The sequence below is a fragment of the Armatimonadota bacterium genome, assembly GCA_028871815.1.
Taxonomy (GTDB): Bacteria; Armatimonadota; Chthonomonadetes; order Chthonomonadales; family Chthonomonadaceae; genus REEB205.
Genome location: JAGWMJ010000015.1, coordinates 36,746 through 55,288, shown reverse-complemented (window position 1 = coordinate 55,288; position 18,543 = coordinate 36,746). Strand labels below are relative to the sequence as shown.

Annotated in this window: 17 protein-coding genes; all 17 read right to left on the bottom strand. The window is 61.9% G+C overall.

Annotated elements, in window-relative coordinates; all coding sequences use genetic code 11:
• On the bottom strand, positions 1-183 hold a 183-nt coding region (locus KGJ62_14750; protein ID MDE2127838.1), incomplete at its 3' end, for a hypothetical protein.
• Between the two features lie 19 nt (positions 184-202).
• Positions 203-1,207 carry a hypothetical protein gene (locus tag KGJ62_14745; GenBank protein MDE2127837.1) on the bottom strand — a complete coding sequence of 335 codons (1,005 nt, stop codon included), beginning with the start codon at positions 1,205-1,207 and terminating at the stop codon, positions 203-205.
• Positions 1,208-1,256: 49 nt separating this feature from the next.
• The gene (locus KGJ62_14740) at positions 1,257-1,928 is read right to left on the bottom strand and encodes an RHS repeat-associated core domain-containing protein (GenBank protein MDE2127836.1); all 672 of its coding nucleotides are present in this window, start codon (positions 1,926-1,928) and stop codon (positions 1,257-1,259) included.
• A gap of 37 nt (positions 1,929-1,965) precedes the next feature.
• On the bottom strand, positions 1,966-2,499 hold the full coding sequence (locus KGJ62_14735) for a hypothetical protein (GenBank protein MDE2127835.1): 534 nt from the start codon (positions 2,497-2,499) through the stop codon (positions 1,966-1,968).
• Between the two features lie 387 nt (positions 2,500-2,886).
• On the bottom strand, positions 2,887-4,227 hold the full coding sequence (locus KGJ62_14730) for a hypothetical protein (protein ID MDE2127834.1): 1,341 nt from the start codon (positions 4,225-4,227) through the stop codon (positions 2,887-2,889).
• A gap of 165 nt (positions 4,228-4,392) precedes the next feature.
• Positions 4,393-5,424: a ferrochelatase gene (locus KGJ62_14725; GenBank protein MDE2127833.1), complete on the bottom strand. Its 1,032-nt coding sequence runs from the start codon at positions 5,422-5,424 to the stop codon at positions 4,393-4,395.
• Entirely contained in the window at positions 5,421-6,863 is a 1,443-nt protein-coding gene (gene hemG / locus KGJ62_14720; GenBank protein MDE2127832.1) for a protoporphyrinogen oxidase, read from the bottom strand. The genes KGJ62_14725 and hemG overlap by 4 nt, the downstream gene beginning before the upstream one ends.
• On the bottom strand, positions 6,860-7,891 hold the full coding sequence (gene hemE / locus KGJ62_14715) for a uroporphyrinogen decarboxylase (protein MDE2127831.1): 1,032 nt from the start codon (positions 7,889-7,891) through the stop codon (positions 6,860-6,862). Before hemE ends, hemG begins: the two co-directional genes overlap by 4 nt.
• A gap of 42 nt (positions 7,892-7,933) precedes the next feature.
• Positions 7,934-9,007, bottom strand: coding sequence for a radical SAM protein (locus KGJ62_14710; protein MDE2127830.1), 1,074 nt, complete (start codon positions 9,005-9,007; stop codon positions 7,934-7,936).
• A gap of 983 nt (positions 9,008-9,990) precedes the next feature.
• Positions 9,991-10,242, bottom strand: coding sequence for a helix-turn-helix domain-containing protein (locus KGJ62_14705; protein MDE2127829.1), 252 nt, complete (start codon positions 10,240-10,242; stop codon positions 9,991-9,993).
• 1,421 nt (positions 10,243-11,663) lie between these two features.
• Positions 11,664-12,659, bottom strand: a complete 996-nt coding sequence (locus tag KGJ62_14700) for a Gfo/Idh/MocA family oxidoreductase (protein MDE2127828.1) — start codon at positions 12,657-12,659, stop codon at positions 11,664-11,666.
• Between the two features lie 26 nt (positions 12,660-12,685).
• Positions 12,686-13,456: a 3-deoxy-manno-octulosonate cytidylyltransferase gene (gene kdsB, locus KGJ62_14695; GenBank protein ID MDE2127827.1), complete on the bottom strand. Its 771-nt coding sequence runs from the start codon at positions 13,454-13,456 to the stop codon at positions 12,686-12,688.
• A complete protein-coding gene (locus tag KGJ62_14690) occupies positions 13,453-14,442 on the bottom strand; it encodes a KpsF/GutQ family sugar-phosphate isomerase (GenBank protein ID MDE2127826.1) in 990 nt (329 codons plus the stop codon). The genes kdsB and KGJ62_14690 overlap by 4 nt, the downstream gene beginning before the upstream one ends.
• Before the next feature lie 28 nt (positions 14,443-14,470).
• On the bottom strand, positions 14,471-15,316 hold the full coding sequence (gene kdsA, locus KGJ62_14685; protein MDE2127825.1) for a 3-deoxy-8-phosphooctulonate synthase: 846 nt from the start codon (positions 15,314-15,316) through the stop codon (positions 14,471-14,473).
• 20 nt (positions 15,317-15,336) lie between these two features.
• On the bottom strand, positions 15,337-16,482 hold the full coding sequence (locus KGJ62_14680) for a glycosyltransferase family 9 protein (protein ID MDE2127824.1): 1,146 nt from the start codon (positions 16,480-16,482) through the stop codon (positions 15,337-15,339).
• A 25-nt stretch (positions 16,483-16,507) separates the two neighbouring features.
• Positions 16,508-17,410, bottom strand: a complete 903-nt coding sequence (locus KGJ62_14675; GenBank protein ID MDE2127823.1) for a Kdo hydroxylase family protein — start codon at positions 17,408-17,410, stop codon at positions 16,508-16,510.
• Positions 17,407-18,522, bottom strand: coding sequence for a glycosyltransferase family 9 protein (locus tag KGJ62_14670; GenBank protein ID MDE2127822.1), 1,116 nt, complete (start codon positions 18,520-18,522; stop codon positions 17,407-17,409). Before KGJ62_14670 ends, KGJ62_14675 begins: the two co-directional genes overlap by 4 nt.
• Between the last annotated feature and the right edge of the window lie 21 nt (positions 18,523-18,543).

The following is an 18,543-nucleotide window of genomic DNA, read 5'->3' as shown; positions in this document are numbered from 1 at the left end:
CGGATCGGTTGCCGTACCGGAGATGGAGCGGCTGCCGAAGGCGTCGAAGTCGAACGAGGCGAGAACGGAATCGCTGGAGTTGACCTCTTCGGCCGGGTTGCCCTGCGGATCGAAGGCGTAGAAGATACTTGAAGTGCCCGCACGGCGCGCTGATACCCGGGGCAGGTGCGACGTTCGCCACAAAGGCTCAAACGTCTGGACCTTAGAAGTCGGCGCGCGAGCGCGGAGCCGCCGCAGCCTGAACTGGAACGTTATGCGCGAGGTACAGCGTCTTCGCTGGCATATCCAGGATCATCACACCCGTGCGACGCCAAAAGCCCCCGTCTAGCTCGGGCAGCCTTGCATCCGACGGCCGCCGTGATACAATCACCGGCAGGCGCCGAAACGTGCGGGTTCCCACGCGCACATGCGAAACAACCGAAAGGCTGTAGTTAGCGTGCGCGTGCGCGCGATGGCCGCTGCCTGTGGGAGGCACTCCTGCACCTATCGCCAGGGCTGCCGGTATTACGGAGTAATCCTCTTCGTTCCGGACATGGAACCACCAGGTCCCACGACCGTTGAGCTGGCATCGGATCCATGGGAGGCCGAGCGGCCCGGCGTGAGCTGGCAAGGTGTCGTCGAGCACGTACCCAGATTGCCGCAGATCCCGCGGGCCGATGTGGCCGGGAAACCACATTCGCACCAGCTGGCGCTGGTAATCAAATGCCGCTGCTACCTTGGACAGCACTGGCATCCCAATGAAGCCATCGAGGTCTGGCGCCGTTGTCGGACCCGGCAGCTCGCGGCTTGGCACTACGAAGTAGACGGCTGGGAGCGTCACGCCGCATATCTCCAGGCCGCGCACGTATGAGCCGGGTAATCTCTGCCGGAGCGCCCATCCCCTGCCCAGCCCACCGTTACGCCGTGCCGCCGCTTCGGGCACCCCGCTTGCAACAAGACTTGCCAGGACAGTCCGACTGCTCAGCGTAAGGTGCAGGCGGGCAGCAGCTGCGGAAGTCAGTTGGCAGACGGAGCACAGCGTGTCTATCCTGAGACGCAGTTTCTGCCCATCGGCGGTGGCAACTACAACGGTGTAGTCCATCCAGGGAGATGTTGCCTCCATGGCAGCCATGCCCGACTGCGACTCCGACCAAACGGTGGGACGATCGCCGCGGCGTGGCCCGCATGCGGTGGCGCTCATGACGGCGATGACCAGCACCGAGACCACAGCCCGCCCCGCCTGGTGGACTTTCGGCACGGCGAATCGCGCATGTCGGCTAATCGCCGCAGCCCTCCGCGCCTTCACCGTCGCCCGACTCGCTATCCAGCGGGAGGTGGTTGCGCCCAACTTCGTCGATCATTTGATTGTCACCATCCCAGTTGGGTGAGAACTCGTTAGGGTTCCCCGCTGGGGAGTAGGCCGGCGGAGGCGGGTCGTATACATCGTAGTCGGGCCCTTCGTCGCCGCCGACGTCGCCCCCGCCACCGCCCGACGATCTGACGGGCCACTGCTTGCCCGCGTCCGGGTCAGTCGTTTCGTCCCCGCCGCCGCCTTGCGATCCGTCAGCCGGACACGCCTCCGGTCGGTGCCGCTTTGCACCTACGCCTTTCTGCCAGCAGGCCGGGCACACCGGCATAACGCCGGCCCGGGGTATCGGTGGACCGTGCCTGACGGCGGCAACCGTCCCATCCGGATCCGCCAAATTCCCGGCATCATTCGCCACATACCCATACACGTTCACCCCTCCGGCCATGCCGATGGGGTCACGGTTTACAAACCGGCCCTCTGCCGGATCGTAGTACCGGTAGCCGAGCAGTTGCAGGCCGGTTTCTGTGTCGCTATAGTACCCATATTGCGAACCGAGGCCGGAGTACGGATCGGTTGCCGTACCGGAGATGGAGCGGCTGCCGAAGGCGTCGAAGCTTTTACCGGAACAAGCACCTCGGATTGACGTTGAGTACGGTCACGGACAGCGAGGTCGAAGCCTACCAGGTCGGAGGGCCGTACACGTGCAGCTCATGCGCGAGAGCTGCGGCTACAGCACGCGCGCCACGGCCGACCACCGTGTGCCGACGTCCCATGCGTCTCAGAATCCTTAGCGTACGCGTCGGCGCCGGCAGCACCGCCTCCTCGTTGTTCGGGCCGCCGGAATAGAACCCGTCGGCGAGCACACGGGCTACGCCGTAGTCCGTCGCGGCGCATCGCAGCATATCGGACCGCGCGTAACGCCAGGCGTCGTAGATATCATTGAGCCGCCCCTCGGACGGACCGCCGCTCCACCAGTACCGAAACGCCGCAGCGAGCGCGGCCCGATCGCGCTGCCACCAGTAGAGGTTGATCAGGTAGCCCTCGGCACTCATGGCTGGAAGCGCCCAATCGTAGCCCCGCGGCTCCCACCGCAGCGCAGGATTACGCAGGTCCTTCGGTGAGCGGTGACTTCCGAAGTAGAGGCATATCGACGCTAGGTGGTTGGTGTACCGTGCGCGATCGATGCCATAGAATGCGCCAATAAAGCTCACAGCGCGGCCGACGTGCCGCCACCACGGGTAGCCTCTAGCCGCGCGCAGGAGCCAAACTGCCTCACTACGCGGGACCGCCTTGTCAATTTCTTTGTGCGGGCGTGGAGCGAGACCGTGAGGCCCGGACCAGTTGTTACAAGCGTCGTGGATTGCTCTTACGTCTCGGTCGATCCTGGCCTGAACCGCTGGAGCTGGTCTCGGCCCCGCCTGTGCTCCGTCCACCTCGGTGTGGTTCCAGCTATACGTCCGCTGCCAGGCGAGGTTCAGTTGCGCGGTTGCGCAGACGGTCAGGGTGAGACCGGCGGCGGCCATGAGCAACCAGCGTGCTGTTCTCATGATTGTATTACGCTCCAACCGGACAGTAAGCCGTGTGACTGCGGCGACGGATCAAAACAGGTTGAAGGCCATCGTCACTGCGAGGTCGATCAGTGGAGTGCCCGCAATCTCTTCCTGTCCCACAACGGCGAGGCGCGTGCCATCCGGCGAGAGCGAACCGTGCGCCGCCTGGTATGCGGACCCTTGAGATGCTATCGCATGGCCGAGGAGTGCGCCACTGCTCGAGTATACGGCCACAATGATCAAGATGATGCCCTGCTGCGTGGTGGTTGCATACTCGCTTCCTACCAAGAGTACTTCGCCGGATGGCGTTACCGCAACGGAATTCCAGTATCCGCCGCCTCGCGTAAGGGCCAAGCTATGGCGCCAGATCTGTTTGCCCGCGCTGTCCCACTCCAGTGCGCTCGCATTCGTACCACTGCTGTCCACACCCGCGGCAGCAGCATCGCCTGCCCGATCCACGGCCAGGCCGAAGAGCCGGTTCGACGTGTGGCTCACCCACTGCTCGTTAAGCCTTACCGGCAGGACCGGGGTGGCAGGCACAATCGTGTAACTGACCAGCGCCGAGGTAACCGGTGCATTACTGTTGTCCAGCAGCACCAGGAGTCGGTTCGCCGATGCGACTATCGCCTGGCCGGCGTAAAACTGGCTTGCAGATCCGGTATGGATCGCCGTCACGCCTATCCGACCTCCCGAGGCCGAATACGAGACAATGCGCACCGGGTCGGGTGCATTCAGCACCGTTACCAGGTCGAACACGTTTCCGTTCGAGTCCACGGCCATGCCGTTGACCGATGCGTTCACGTGCGGTCCATCATAGGCCGCCGACCACTGCCGTACACCGCTCGCGTTGTATTTGATGGTAATGGCGTTGTACGTGTAGTTCGACTGTTGGCCGGCGAGACCGGTCGCGGCGACATAGACGTTATCCTTCGAATCGACCACCAGTTGGGCTGGAACTACGTAGCCATGTGGCCCAAACACGTTATCGCTCCAGAGTATGGCGCCGTTTGGAGCGAACTTGCGCACCGTCATCCAGGTGCTGGAGGAGTTGAGGTTTTGAGCGGCAACGATGAGGTTGCCGGCGCTATCCACTCCAATTTGCGGATATTGGCCGGCTGTGAGAAACGCCAGCGATGGGAAGCTGCGCCGCCACTGGTAGGCGCCCGCAGCGTTGTACTTGATCACCTGGAGGTACACGCCGTCGCGGGGATAGTGAAAGCCCACCACGTAGAGATCGCCCTGCGGGGTCCACGCCGTCGCTTGTGCGGCATCTTCCTTCAGGTTGTTCCAGCTGAAGGTATGCCGCCAGGCGAGATTCAGCTGGGCAGCGGCTGAGAGGGAAAGGGAGAGGCCGAAAGCGGCCGCAAACAAAAAGCGCAGGAATCTCATCGCGATACCCCCTACCTGCAAACGCAGGCTGCATGACGGGCGTCGAACCGGGCAATTGACGATCGGATCAACGTGCGCAGCGGGGGCTGGGGAGTTGTGCGGCGCTGCAGGCATTATATCATCTTACGCCGTTCTGCGCTGCAGCCGTGAGCTACCGTGACCGGTTTACGGTCGCCGAGGCGCCGGACAGCAATCCGGCAGGCAGTGATCGGGACCCGGTCCGAATGCGCCCAGAGTCGCCCTTGCCTGGACACCTTCCATGCGCTCCTGGATCAACTCGCGGATCATCCTGACAAACTTCGGATTGGTGCTCACCGTCGCCGCGCGTTCCATTGGAAGCTGTAGTTCGTCACATTCTGATCGCGCCTCTACATCCAGGTCAAACAGGACCTCAATATGGTCGGAAACGAATCCAATTGGCGCAATTACAACGCTCTGAAACGTGTTGCTGCTCTTGACATCGCGAAGTGCTGCGAGAACATCCGGCTCCAACCACGGCTGCGACGGAGGGCCGCTGCGACTCTGGTATGCCAGTCGATCCCCGGTGCGCCCAAGAGCTTCGGAGACCAACCTGCACGACTCGTGAAGTTGGCGCGCATAGTCGCAGCCTTCGGCCATCGAAATCGGAATGCTGTGCGCGGTATAGAGGACCTGTGCGCCGGACCGTACCGAGGCGGGCAAGCGCTGCAGTGCGGCCTCCACATTCTCGCTGACAGCACGGATAAACAACGGATGGTTGTAGAACACGCGCAGCTTATCGATTTGCGGGCCGCCATGCCCAGCCTGCGCCACGGCGTCGCTGATATTATCGAGGTATTGGCGACATCCCGAGTATGAACTGAATGCCGAGGTGACGAACGCCATGGCGCGGTGAATGCCATCCGACTTCATCTGCGCAACCGCGTCGGTAACGTACGGCTTCCAGTTGCGGTTGCCCCAGTAGATGGGCATATTCATTCCGTAGCGCTGCATCTCGCGCGTCAGAGCAGCGATCAGGTCGCGATTTTGCTGGTTGATCGGGCTGCATCCGCCAAAACGGCCATAGTGCGCCGCCACCTCGAGCAGGCGCTCCTCGGGAACATTCCTTCCACGAACCACGTTCCGCAGGAACGGCATCACATCGGCCGGCCCTTCCGGTCCGCCGAACGAGACGAACAACAGCGCGTCATAACTCAATTCGTTTTCTCCCAGACCTATGCCGATGTGCCTGCCCGTGCACGGGCAGGCTCGCTGCAGGCACGCAACGCGGCAGCCGCGGCGTCAGCCGCCTGGCGTATACAGTCGGGTATGCCGGCGCCGCGGTACGACGAGCCCGCGAGGATGAGCCCCGGAAACCGGGCGAGCGCCAACTCGATCGCCTCGACCCGCTTCAAATGCCCGACCGTATATTGCGGCATCGCCTGCGGCCAGCGGTTAACACGGCAGAACGTAGGATCCGCGCCGATACCCAGTATCGTCGACAGATCCCTGCGGACGGCCATCACCAGGTCGTCGTCGCTGAGATCCGTGATCGTTTCGCCAGGGCCGTCAGAGCCGGCAAAAGCACGTACGAGTGTGGTACCTGCCGAACACCGGTCCGGCCACTTGCTGCTGGTGAACGTGCAGCCGGTGATCGCTGTCTGTTGGCTGCGCGGGACGAGGAAACCGGAGCCGTCGAGCGGCCTCGGGAGGTGTTCGGTACGCCAGGCAAGGCTGACCACCGCCGTGGAGGCGTATTGGATGCCGGATAACAGGTCGGCGGCGTTTCTGGAAAGCGGCGCGACCAGCGGCGCGGACACCGCTGCGGGCACCGCCAGAATCACGGCATCTGCGCAGAGCGACTCACCGGTGGAGAGCCTGCATGCATAGCGGCCACCAGGTTCCACGCCGAGCCCACAGAGCGTGGCCCGTTCCACGATTTGCGTTTCACTCAAACGCTCCCGGAGACGGTCGACAAGGCTCTGCATGCCGCCCCGAAGGGCAACAAATGGTGACCTTGGCGAGGTCTCTACCGTGCCCGATCGGCTCAACCGCCGGGAAAGCAGCGCGCGGGAGATGCTGCCAAACTCCTTCTCCATCTGCCAAAACGATGGGTAGATGGCTGCCATGCTCATCTTCTCCGGATCGCCGGCGTGCACGCCACCCAGCAGTGGCTCGACAAAACGCACGGCAAACTCGTCGCCAAAACGCCGGCGCATGAACGAGCCGAGTGACTCATCCTCAACATCGCCGCGAGCCGGAATAGCGCCCTCGGCTAGAGCGCGTGCCTTTCCCGCCACGGACAGGAAGCCCGCCTTCAAAATAGCCTCCGGACGCGAAGGCGCAAGCGAAACCAGCTCGTGTGGAACCGGATAGAGCCTGTTGCCGAAGAGCAGCGAGAATCGCGTCGCAATGGGCGATACCAGGTCAGCTTCCATGCCCAACTCCCGGCAGAGCGCCGCAGCCGCGGGTTTGTGCGCCGTGAACGAGTCGGGCCCAATATCGATCAGCATCCCGTCGTGCTGCAGCGTGCCGAGCTTGCCGCCCAGCCGATCGCTTGCCTCCACAAGCGTAATCGCGATCGGCACGCCGCGATCGGCAGCCGCGCGCTCAAGGTAAAAGGCAGCGGCCATGCCCGTTATGCCACCGCCTACGATCAGTACGTGCCGCGCGCTCATGCGGCACTCTCCTCATGAACGGTATCCACGAGTAACTGTACGCTCTCGATGGGTGTGGCAGGCAGCAGCCCGTGTCCCAGGTTGAAGATGTGGCCTGGCCTGCCGGCCGCCCGCTTCAGAACCAGTCGCGTTTGATCCAGCAGGACTTCGCGTGGCGCCAGCAAGGCAACAGGATCGAGATTCCCCTGGATGGCGCGATCGGCGCCGATCCGCCTCCATGCATCATCGAGCGGAATCCGCCAGTCGACCGAGATCACATCGCCGCCCGCCTCGCGCATAACCTCGAGTAGTGTCGCCGTGCCCGTGCCAAAATGGATCACCGGTATCCGGCATAGCTTGAGGCGCTGGAAGAGGCGCTGCATGTGGGGCAGCAGGTATGACCGGTAGGTATCCGGCGATAGCGCGCCAACCCAGCTGTCGAATAACTGCACGGCTTGTACTCCCGCCTGCACCTGGGCTTCGAGGTACCGGGCGGCGTTCTCGACCAGCACCTCCATGAGAGCGTGCCATGCGCCAGGCTCGGCCAGCATGAATGCCCGTGTTGTCGGACAGTCGCGGACACCGCTGCCTTCAATCAGGTAGGCCGCCATGGTAAACGGAGCGCCGGTGAAACCAACCAACGGCACGTTGAGCGCCGGACGAAGCAGGCGGATGGTTTCCAGCGCAAACGCAAGGTCCTGGTCCGGCTGAATGCAGCGCAGGCGATTGACATCGGCGGGCGTGCGGATCGGCGTCTCAACCACGGGCCCCTGCCCTTCCTTGAGCTGGAATGGCGCGCCCATGGGCGTAAATGGGAGCGTCAGATCCGAGAACAGGATCGCGGCATCCAGATCGAAGCGCCTCAGCGGCGCAAGGGTAACCTCTGCGGCCAGCTCGGGCGTGGTACACAACTCCATCATCGTGTACTTCTCACGAAGTGCCCGGTACTCGGGCTGGTAGCGGCCAGCCTGGCGCATCAGCCAGATCGGCGTACAATCTGTCGGCTGGCCCGCGCACGCAGCAAGCAGCCTGTTGTTAAAGAGGGTCAATAGATCGGTATTCTGCGACCGGCGAGCGCACGCCTCGGATGGCTAGCCGACCATTATGGGTTGTGATGCATGGATGCGCTGCGGCTGATAGGGGCACAGAGGGTCACTTTGCAGCATGTCACCGGTATGCGCGTAAGCCCGCGCGCGGCTGCCGCCACAGATGCGGCGATATTCGCACCGGCCGCATTTGCCCTTCAGAAGGGCGGGATCGCGCAGTTGGCGGAACGTGCGCGAGTTCCGGTAGATCTCCACGATGTTTCCATCTCGCACATTACCAGAATTGACTGGAAGGAATCCAGCGGGATAGACATCTCCCGTGTGAGATACAAAGAGGATTCCGCTTCCATCGCGGATGCCGAATCCGTTTCTTACGCTCCGCACGGGTTCGTCGCCGGAGTCCTCTCGGTGCTGCAGAGCCATACGCCGGTAGTGCGGCGCCTCGGTGGTTTTAATATCCATCCGGCCCTCATCCGCCCGTGCCAGCACCCATTCCATGATCTGTTCGCTGCGCTCCGGCGTAACTTCAGCAAGCGCCTTGCCCCGTCCAACCTGGATGAGGAAGAACAGGCTCCATCGCGCCGCGCCGAGATTCTGGATCAGCCGGTAGATCGACGGCAGGTCGTCGGCCGTCTGCTCGCAGATCAGGGTGTTCACCTGAAGCGGCAGTCCGGCAGCGCGCGCCCAGCCCGCAGCATCAACCGTCCGCGCGAAGCTGCCGTCGATCATCCGAATCCCATCGTGCCGAGCAGCGCATGATCCATCGATGCTCAAGGCCATCATCCAGATGCCGGCGGTAGCAAACTGTTTCACGATGCCTGCGTTCAACTTCGGCGTACCACTCGGCGTTATCGCGGTTATGAATCCTCGAGATCGTGCCGCCTCGATAAGGTCCCAGAGGTCGGGACGGTTGAGCGGGTCGCCCCCGGTGAAGACCAGGTGTGGCAGCGGTGATCCGAAGCCGGTCATGTCATCCAGCAGCTTGATCCCTTCGTCCATGGTAAGTTCGTTCGGGTGTCGGCTCGGATTGGCCTCTGCGCGGCAGTGCCGGCACGAGAGCTCACAGGCGCGCGTAACTTCCCAATAGGCCATCAACGGCCGTTGATTGACGTCCAGCATAACTCAACGCTCCTCAGGATCTCGGCAGGCGGACACTTTATAATACGATATAGATATCTACTATTCAACCCAAGCGGGAGTGAAATGCTGCACACTGGGGAAGCAGGACGAAGCGGGTGCCCCACAGACTACGCGGAGCGCCTGTAGAACTCAACCGGGCGAGTCTCGGTGAACGCCTGTCCGGCGACGAGCGCGTTAGGCTGCGGGCGAGGCGTGTGAGCGTGTGACACACGGTCGCCCCGTCGATCTTGAGCTGCGTACCGATTTCGTGCACGGTACGCCCTGGCAGAGCAGCGCGAGGCGGCCCCGATCCGGGTTCGTTTGCCCGTCGATCCACGTGCTAACAGCGACGTTTGGCTCGGTCTCGCTGTGGTTTCCACCGTTCGTATGCTCTTCTGCCATGGCTGCCGACCTGCTGGCATCACACTAACAAGCTTGGGCCGCTGCCATCCTCTTCCAGGCAGCGGTGGCCCACTAAGGCACAGCTACAGCAATAGACCGTTATGGCAATCACCGTCAGTTTCGGGTCGGAGGGCTGGCGTGGCGCAAGTAGGCGTGCCGCCATCCCAGTCTCAGCCGCCAGCGATACAGTAGCGATCGACGCCACGTAGCTATCCAGTAGCCAGCACCCTCTGACCGGACGTGCGGTTCACGGTCCAAGCTGCCATCGCCTTTTATAACCGCATGATGCCGATCCGCCTGGCACCACGACGCGTGGAGGCGGTCCACGTGCATTCCGACCGCGGAGGCGACTGCGGCTGCAACGCGATTCTGCTCGACTTCGGTGCTCCAACCTGTTGCAATAGCGTTCGACGCCCTAAGAACTAACCGTGTGGCGTGTGCATTCACGAGGTACAGCGCCTGTCACTTGATCCTTGCACCACTAGTCTGCGACGCCAACAAAAGCACCCGACCGGCGAGACCGAGTGCCGATCGGATCGATCTGAAAGCTACGCCGCAGCGGTACCAGGCGCCGAGCCATGCTACTCCAGCCACGGAAACATCAGTCTCAATCTGCGGAGTCTCCGACCGACTGTACTCCGGTCGACATTGATCGCGCGGGCGATCTCAGAGTCTGACCAGCCGGCCATGACCATCCGCAGCAGCGCTCGAGTTCGTGTGTCGAACTGATTCATCACGGGCTCCAGATCCACGCGCGTCTCGACTTCCGTAAGCGCCCGCTGGTTCCTGTCGTCCGGCAGCGCCTCGGCCACCATCGGATCCAATTGTGCCACACCATGACCGTCCTTGGCGTCCTGCCTCAATTGGTTAACAGCCACCCGCCTCCAATAGGGCCATGACGATAACTTTACAACTGTCGCGGCCATCTTCTGACGAGGGTCACCGGACTCAATTGCTGTCTTGACTCCGGGGCACTGCCACGACTCCGCCGCTGCCAGAACGACATCGAGTGTCGGCAATTCGCACGTAAGCTCTGCCGCTAGCCGCCGGGCGCGCAGAATATGCTGCCATAGGGTGATTATGACTTTCTGAGCGGAGTCGTCGGAACCTTCTCCCCTAAACGTTTGATTGAGTTGGCGGTAAAAGGCAGAAATCACACGGTACATGTCCCTGCTCAGGTCGTTTGCCGCCCGATCCGCGGCGCTATCGGTGCCTAAGGCGGCCAACGCTGCCGCACAGACCCTACGCTGGTCGAACACTTTCGTCACGATCACACCCCCGGGCGGCAAACTGTCACAACGGGTAGTATACCCGAGTCGTTTTGACACAACACGCCTGAAAACGTTGCAGATTGGACATATTCCCGAGCCTCGCCGATAATACAGACTTGTTTGGTAACCACGTCGAACAATGGCGCGATAACGATGTCTTTGCCAGCATAGCTGGCAACATCCGGCGAGGATCAGTCGACTTGAGAGCAACCACATCATCGGTGCTGTTTCGCGCATCCGCCGCACAGGAGCAGCGTGAGACGGCGGCTACCTGGCAGGCCTGTTCTAACTGCACCCGCAGTGCGACAAGGACGACCTGCGCCCCGTCTCCACGGCTATAACCGCCGAACTCGAGACCAAGCTTACGCCGGCCGTCCGTAAGCACCCCGCGGCTGGATTCGACAAGGCCCGTTGCCGCCTGATCTGCAGCGCGACCACTCCCCAAGATGGCCAACGCGGCATTACATGGCGTACGCTGGTTGAAGAGGCAGGTCATCTTCTCCCTCCGAATGAGTTCTACGAGTCTAAGCTGCGAACTTGTTAAGAAGTTGCGTCCCCACAGGCAATCGAGCAAACTTTTTCGGTACTATAGGAAGTATCGCACGTAATAATGAGGCTCGCGCACAACGAACTGGCACGACACGCCGCATGAATCCGGATCTACGTGGACGGCGCCGCCGACCCGGTGCCTGCGACCGCGCAGGAAAGGCGGTGGCGTGGTGGCTGCGGACAGGGAATCAATTCACGGAACGCCGGCAAAGCGAACAATCGCGGTTCCGCGGGTGAGCGGCGCAACCGCACTAAATTGCAGACTTCCTTCGCGCGACTGGCGCAACGGTGATGCCGCCAGCGCGAGGATTGGATGCCCGTCGAGCTGAAGGCGCCGGGGCTCGGCTCTGGCCGTATGCCAGGCGTTTTGCCTGGCATAGCCGTGCTACGAGCGCCCGCGCGCGTATCTATCTCACACGCTTACCGCGCAGCAATCACGCTTTGACGTGCTCCACCTGTTCGATTTTGCCGCTGGCCGCCGATTTCCAGGCTGCCTCGGTCAGCTCGATCACGCGAAGTCCCCAAATCGCCGGTGAACCGACCTCAGCGCGACCCAGAATGGCGTCCACAAAGTTGTCATCCGGGCAGTCGCCCTTTGGCAGCTCGGCGGCTGTAGGCTTGAAACGCGAGCCATCCGGCCGGCAGACTTCCAGCGTTCCCTGGCGCATGTAGAACACACCGCGGTCGCACCAGATCGTGATGTCCTCGTGCCAACTCGGCGCGTTGCCTACAACGGAGATATTGCCCTGCGCGCCGCCATCAAACTGGATGGAGAGCGCGGAGTTGATATCCACGGGTACATCAAAGTTGTCGATAAATGCGCCTACCTGGTTGACGCTGAGACCGGTAACAAACAACAGCACGGCCAGCAGGTGCGATCCCGAATCGTTCAGTTGGCCGCCTCCGCCCCACTCCATCTCCTGCCGCCAGCTTCCGCGGCATCCGCGGTACCAGCCCTGACACTGCAGGCCCTGTACAAACTGAACAGGCCCATACTCACCGGATTTGATGGCGTTGCGAATGTAGAGGAACTCCGGTTGGTAGTGCCTCTGGTACGAAAGCACCAACACCTTGCCCGATTCCTGAACGGCCTTGACCACGTGATGCGCGTGGCTCACCTTACATACCATCGGCTTCTCAGTGAGAACATGCAGCCCGGCGCCAAGGCTTTCGATGATCTGGTCGTAGTGAACGGTGTGCGGCGTGATGATCTGTACCGCGTCCAGATCGGTATTGCGGAGCATTTCGCCAAAGTCTGCGAAACGCGGAACGTCTTCGAGACCAGGATGGTTTGCAATGGTGCGCTCGAGCGCTTGTGGCTTGATATCGCAGAGAGCTGCAACGGCAGCATCTTCGTGCTCCATCAGGCGTTTGATGTGCCCTTGCGCCATACCGCCGGTTCCGATAACACCGATCTTTATCTGTGCCATGTTGATCCTCGCTGAGTAGTTCTGGATTATGAACGCGATTCCCCAAGAATTGCCCGCACACGCGCCAAATCTTCTGGTGTGTCAACTCCGATCGGCGCGTTCTGCGCAGACAGCATATAGATTGGCAGCCCGTGCTCCAGTACCCGAAGCTGCTCAAGCCCTTCCGTCATTTCGAGCGGCGTCCGCGGCAGATCGTGGTATCGCAGCAAGAATGCGGCACGGTACGCGTACAATCCTACATGCTGCATCACCCGCACACCGACCGCTCCATTCCGCTCGTACGGTATCCTGCTCCGCGAGAAGTACAAGGCTGCTCCGGACAGCGCTGCAACCACCTTCACGCAGGCCGGATTATTCAGGTCTTCCTCGGGACAGGGGCACATCACGCTGGCCATTCCGAACGCCGGGCGCCGGATCAGCGCTCGTACCAGCTCATCCACTACCTCCACTTCGAGCAGCGGTTCGTCGCCCTGGATGTTCACCACAAGGTCGCCGGCATCGAGGCCCAGGAGGCGGGCAGCCTCTGCCAGCCGGTCGGTTCCCGAGGGGTGGTCGGGAGAAGTAAGCACCACAGTCGCTCCGAATGCCCGGCCTGCCGCAGAGACCGCCTCATCGGGTGTGGCGATAACAACATCGGTCAGCTCCGAGCACTCCGTCACGCGCCGCCAGACGTGCTCGATCATTGTCCGGCCGCCAATATCGAGCAGCGGCTTGTTCGGAAGCCGGGTTGCTGCGAGGCGCGCCGGTATCATTCCTACTACCCGGCCTGGAGAAGGGTGTCGGGCGTCGCCAGTCATGCCAACCCAGCTCGAACCAAATCGTGTACGCGCACCATACCCACGCACCGCCCATCCTCATCCACCACGGGGGCCACTGTAATCGCGCGTGGCCGATTCTCCAGGAGGTTCAATGCATCCCAGGCCAGCTGGTTCGCGGTGAGAACCACTGCCGGAGCAGGGTTCATCACCTGGCGCGCCGTCAGGTGCAGGGGATTACCCTCGGTACTCTGCATCGAACGCCGCACATCATTATCGGTGATCAGGCCCAACAGACCGCCTTCTTCGTCCAGTACGCATGCTGCGCCGACGTATCCGGCGGAGATCGCTCCGAGCACATCGAGCAGGGATGCATCGAGGCCAACTGAAGGTACTGTGGCCATCATCACGTCAGCGACACGCATCGTCAGCCGGCGGCCCAGCCGTCCGCCGGGGTGATTCAGTGCATAATCTTCCGGTTTGAGCCCGCGCCGCCCATGCAGCGCCATGGCCAACGCATCACCAACGGCGAGAGCCGTGATCACGCTGGCCGTTGGCGCCAGATTCAGCGGGCAGATTTCGCGCTCAATCGACGCATCCAGATGCACCGAGGATCGCTCTGCCAGTGTGCTGGTGAGGTTGCCGATAATGCTGATAATTGGCACGCCACGGGCTGCAATGGCCGGGAGAATACCGAGGAGCTCTTCGCTTTCGCCACTATGACTGATGAGTATCAGCACATCCTCTGCTGCCACAAGGCCGAGGTCGCCATGCATCGCCTCGGTCGGATGCAGAAACACGGCGGGCGCTCCGGTTGATGTGAGCGTGGCGGCGAGCTTGCGGGCGACGATGCCTGACTTGCCGACGCCGCTGACGACGATCTTGCCGCGACAGCCGTCCAGCAGGTCGAGTGCCGCCAAAAACGAGCCGTCCAGTCGGGCTGCGGCATGGAGAATTGCCTCAGCTTCAACACCCAGCGCTTCCTGTGCGAAGGTGAGCCACGTTTCTCGAGAGGATTGGTCCGGCATTACGCGTTTCCGGCAGTTTGGCGTGCAGTCACTGCGCTTGCAGTAGTTGCGGTTTGACGACGCGGTCGATTTGGACGACCTGTTGCATCAGGGCTTCAAGGTCGCGAAGCGGAAGCATGGTTGCCGCATCCGAGAGCGCCTTCTCCGGGTCCGGGTGTATTTCCAGGAACAGGGCGTCCACCCCCACAGCCGCTGCGGCGCGGGCGAGATGCGGCACGAATTGGCGACGGCCACCGCTTACCGAACCGCCGGGCCCGCCACCTGGCAGCTGCACGCTGTGCGTCGCGTCGAACACGACGGGATAGCCGAAGTCCCGCATGATTGGAATCCCGGTGTAGTCCACCACCAGCGTGTTGTAGCCGAAACTGGCGCCACGCTCTGTGAGCAGGATGTTACGGTTCCCGGCTGCTTCCACTTTATGGACGATGTTGACAGCATCCCATGGAGCCAGGAACTGGCCCTTCTTGATGTTCACGGCGCGGCCAGTTTCGGCAGCGGCTACTAAGAGGTCGGTCTGGCGGCACAGAAACGCCGGGATTTGCAGCAGGTCGCAGACCTCGCCGACCGGCGCACACTGCCACGACTCATGTACATCGGTCAGCACAGGTACGCCATACTCCTCTTTGATGGCAGCAAGCACCGCCAACCCGGCATCGAGTCCGCGGCCTCTGAACGAGGCGCCGGCAGTTCTGTTGGCTTTATCGAAACTAGCCTTAAAGATATAAGGAAGGCCTAGGCGGGCGCATACCTCCCGGGCACACGCAGCAACTTCACGGCAAAGATCCAGGCTCTCGATGACGCACGGCCCCGCGATCAAGGCGGGTGGCGCACCGTCCATTCCAATTGAGAGCTGCCCAACCTTTACGACGTTCACCAGAACTCCATTCGAATGGCTCAGGCCCGTTTATGTGCGGCTTCTTTGGTCCCGCCCTGGCCGAGGTGCTGCGGCACAACGAACTGCACCGCGTTGCTATTGGCGCCAATTGTTCCCCGCACGGCGCCGTGCAGCTCCGAAACTACCCGTGCTACCGGTATTGCATTCAGGCACTCGCGGATATCGCTTGCGGCTGCGCCACCATTGAACACGGCGACGGAGCGGTGCTTCACCGTGTTGTATCCCCAGCGTACCACCTTGGTTGGCCCGAAGATGCCCACCGAGGGTACGCGGTGGGCTACCGCTGCGTGCAGCAATCCGGTGTCGTTACCGATCCAACCGGTACAGACTCCAATCAGCGCGAGCGATTCTCGGAGTGACAGCTCGCCGACCATGTTGATACAGCCTGTCTTCATGGCGCGCTCTACCTGGTCGGCGGTTTGGCGCTCTGCAGCGCCGCCCAGGAGTACAACACGCGCGCCAAGGTCTGCTGCGATGGTATCGGCTGCTTCGGCATAGCGTGGTACGCCCCACGCTCGCACAGCCGGATCGTTCGAGCCCGGCTGCATGCCCAAAACAAACGCATCCGGCATCAACGCTTCGGTACCAGGTCTCCTCAGCACCGACCGAGCCGCCTCACGTTCACCGTCTGTCACCCAGATCGATGGGAGTTCAGGTTCGCAGTCGACCCCCAGGCTGCGTAGGAGGTCCAGATGGCAATCGAGCTCGTTACGGTCGAACAGATACGGCACCGGCAGAGAGAGCAGAATCTTCCGATGTTCGTTGTCGAAGCCAACCCGCAGTCTGGCGCCTGCGAGCACCGCCATCGCCGCCGATCGGAACGAACGGTTCAGCAGGAACACGACATCACACGTTGGCGATCTCAGCGCTCGCAGCAATGCGCGGTTCTCACCCATCCGACTGCTCCGACCTTTTTCGACCGCCAGAGCGCGATCGATCCATGGACAGTTCTTTACGGCCACCGCGCCGGACTTCGACGTAATGAGATCGATATGCGCATCGGGAGCAGCGAGGCGCAACCGGTGGAGAAACGGTGTCGCCACAATCGTGTCGCCCATGTAGCCAAATTTGGCAACAACGGCGATACGCTTGGCCGAAGTTAGGCGGCTGTGGGCGGCTCGCGCGGCGCGGAGAGGAGTTGTCACCGGGAGCAACCCGCCATCGAATGCATTATCGCAAGCTCCGTCGCGCAAGGCGCTCAAGCACGGCCATCGGCGAACAATCGGGAAGCTTCATGCACGATAGCGGCACGATGCACGTCTGTTCTACGGCGTACTGACCGGAGAGTACCGCGTGGGCAACCTGATCGGTGAAGCATATCCAGGTTGTTCCAGGCGAAAACACGTACTCGCCAAGTTTGCCCTCTCCCTGGAACTCTTCGTTCGTCTTGAGGTAGTGGTGAAACAGCAGCATAAACTCATCGTAAGCCGACCGATCCGGAACTTTCGGTACGGCCCGATGAACAAGGCGTTTCATTTTCCTGGCAACAGTGGCGTGCGGCCGCGTGACAGCCAGCAAGCCTGCCGCAGCGGCGTATTTTTCGGCAAGTGCGTCAAACGGTGCGGCGATCGCCCACACCCGATCCTTGGTCGGATGGATATTGGTAAATGCCCGCAGAATCCTGCCGCCATGGGTTGGCCGAGTGGGAAACGCGTCCACGTGCATCAGATCATTCCGCTGGCGAATAGATATATTGCGACCATGCTCTTCAAGCGGACGAAAACTCGCATAATCCACCTTCCAACGCGCTGCGTAATGGGGGAACAAGCCCGCAAGGAAGGCCAAAGCGCCGCGGGAGTACTCTGCGAGAATGCAGCGTGTGCGCTCGGCATCGACCTCCGCCTGTCCTGCAACGCCTGTGATGCGTCCCACTTCCGGCTTGTAGGCGATGTTTTTGTGGGTGGAACTGGCGCTCTGCCTTTGACCGCGAAGAAACGCCATCTCTTCTGCCGACGGTAGGAATGGGGTGCGCTCCAGGGTTAGAATGTCGCCTTGCTCCAGGCGTTCGCACAGGAAGCCGGCATATTCCGCTGTCCGGTTGTTCGGGTCGATAGTAACTGCTCGGCGGTTCATAGGCCTGCGGCAGCCTCAGCCGCCGACGTCGGTTCGAAGTGCGTTGCAGGGCCCGTACGCCGCCGCTGCTCCAGCACCGAGCCAACGTGCTGGATGACACAATCCACGGTAATGCTTTCAAGGCAGCGCTCGCCATGACGGCGACACGACGTTGGTGAGCAACCCGGGGCGCAAAGATGGCGTGCAGTAATTACCTGCGCTCGCTGGCCGTATGGCGCCAGGCGATCGGCGTCAGTGGGTCCAAAAAGCGCTACGACGGGTGTGCCAACTGCTGCCGCAATGTGGGCTGAGCCGGTATCGCCGCAGATGTGCAGACAGCTGTCGCGAAGAATTGCAATCAGCTGCTTGATGTTAGTCTTGCCCGCGATATTCGCCAATGGACCTTTGACGCCGCAGGCAACCGCGCCGGCCACCGGCATATCTGCAGTCACCAACACGCATGGCAGCCCCAATTCGGCGCCGATTCGGTTGATCAGCTGGGCATATGCCTCTGCCGGCCACTGTTTGATTGGACGACCAGCTGCAGGATTGATGACAACGTACTGCCGGTCCGGCTGGATACCAGCACTCCGCAGCAGTTCCCGCGCGCTGGCCTCATCTGCGGGTGACACGGCCAGAGGAAAATCGGCCGGCAGTCGCTCTCCGCCGAGCGAATAGGCAACATCGAGATACTGATCGACCACGTGCATGCTGGCGCTGTTTGGGCGGACCGGCCGGGATATCCGCGCCAGGCACTCTCGCTGAAAGTAGTGCCCTATCCGCGTCCGCGCGCCGGCAGCCGCAACCACAACCGCGCTCTTCGCGAGGCCCTGCAGGTCAATGGAGACATCACAGTGGAGTTTCCGTATCTGAACCAGTTGCCCAAAGTAGCGCCGGCAGTAGGCCGTAAGGTTGGCGTATTTGCGGTAAGAGCGGGGCACGCTGATGACTTGCGTTACCCAGGGATTGCCGTCGAGAAGCGGCAAGAACGCGTCGTGCGTCACCCAGATGATCTCGGCTTGGGGAAAAGCGCGCCCAAGCGCGGCGGAAACGGGCAGCGCGTGCACGATATCGCCCATGGCACTCAGCTTTACCACAAGGATTCGCCGGGGCGATACGCGCGTTAGGCTCAATCGATCGACTCTTTAATCGTT